Genomic DNA, 517 nt, shown 5'->3' on the forward strand with positions numbered 1-517 from the left:
ACCACGGTAGGATTCGTGACTGGGGTGAAGTCGTAACAAGGTAGCCGTATCGGAAGGTGCGGCTGGATCACCTCCTTTCTAGAGTAGCACTCTTCATTAAGCGTTCACACTTATCGACTGTCAATTAAGAAGAACAGCATTTGGGGCTGTAGCTCAGCTGGTTAGAGCACCGTGTTGATAACGCGGGGGTCGTTGGTTCGAGTCCAACCAGCCCTACCAGTTAAAAAGCTGGGGGTAAGGTGGACGCTAGTCCAAACAACCCTACCAGTTAGCAACCTGTAGTAAATCTCAGGGGGATTAGCTCAGCTGGGAGAGCACCTGCTTTGCAAGCAGGGGGTCGTCGGTTCGATCCCGTCATCCTCCACCAAGAGTTCAAACGTAAATCAAAGCGATTTAGGTTTGGTCTTTTAGAGACCAAGTGCTGTATGTTCTTTAACAATCTGGAAGAAGTAAGTAGATTTTTATGTGTCGTGTTACGGTAAAACGTAATGCGATGGGTAATGATTGTATGTATCAA

2 tRNA genes and 1 rRNA gene are annotated in these 517 nt (G+C 47.4%); all 3 read left to right on the top strand.

The window, feature by feature from the left end:
- Window positions 1–78 (top strand): 16S ribosomal RNA (locus F8197_RS28185); the annotation flags it as partial.
- Between the two features lie 64 nt (window positions 79–142).
- Window positions 143–219, top strand: a tRNA-Ile gene (locus tag F8197_RS28190).
- A 72-nt stretch (window positions 220–291) separates the two neighbouring features.
- Window positions 292–367: transfer RNA gene (locus F8197_RS28195), tRNA-Ala, on the top strand.
- Window positions 368–517: the final 150 nt, after the last annotated feature.

Origin of the sequence: Duganella sp. FT27W, assembly GCF_009295655.1 — a bacterium.
Classification (GTDB): Bacteria; Pseudomonadota; Gammaproteobacteria; order Burkholderiales; family Burkholderiaceae_D; genus Rugamonas; species Rugamonas zoogloeoides.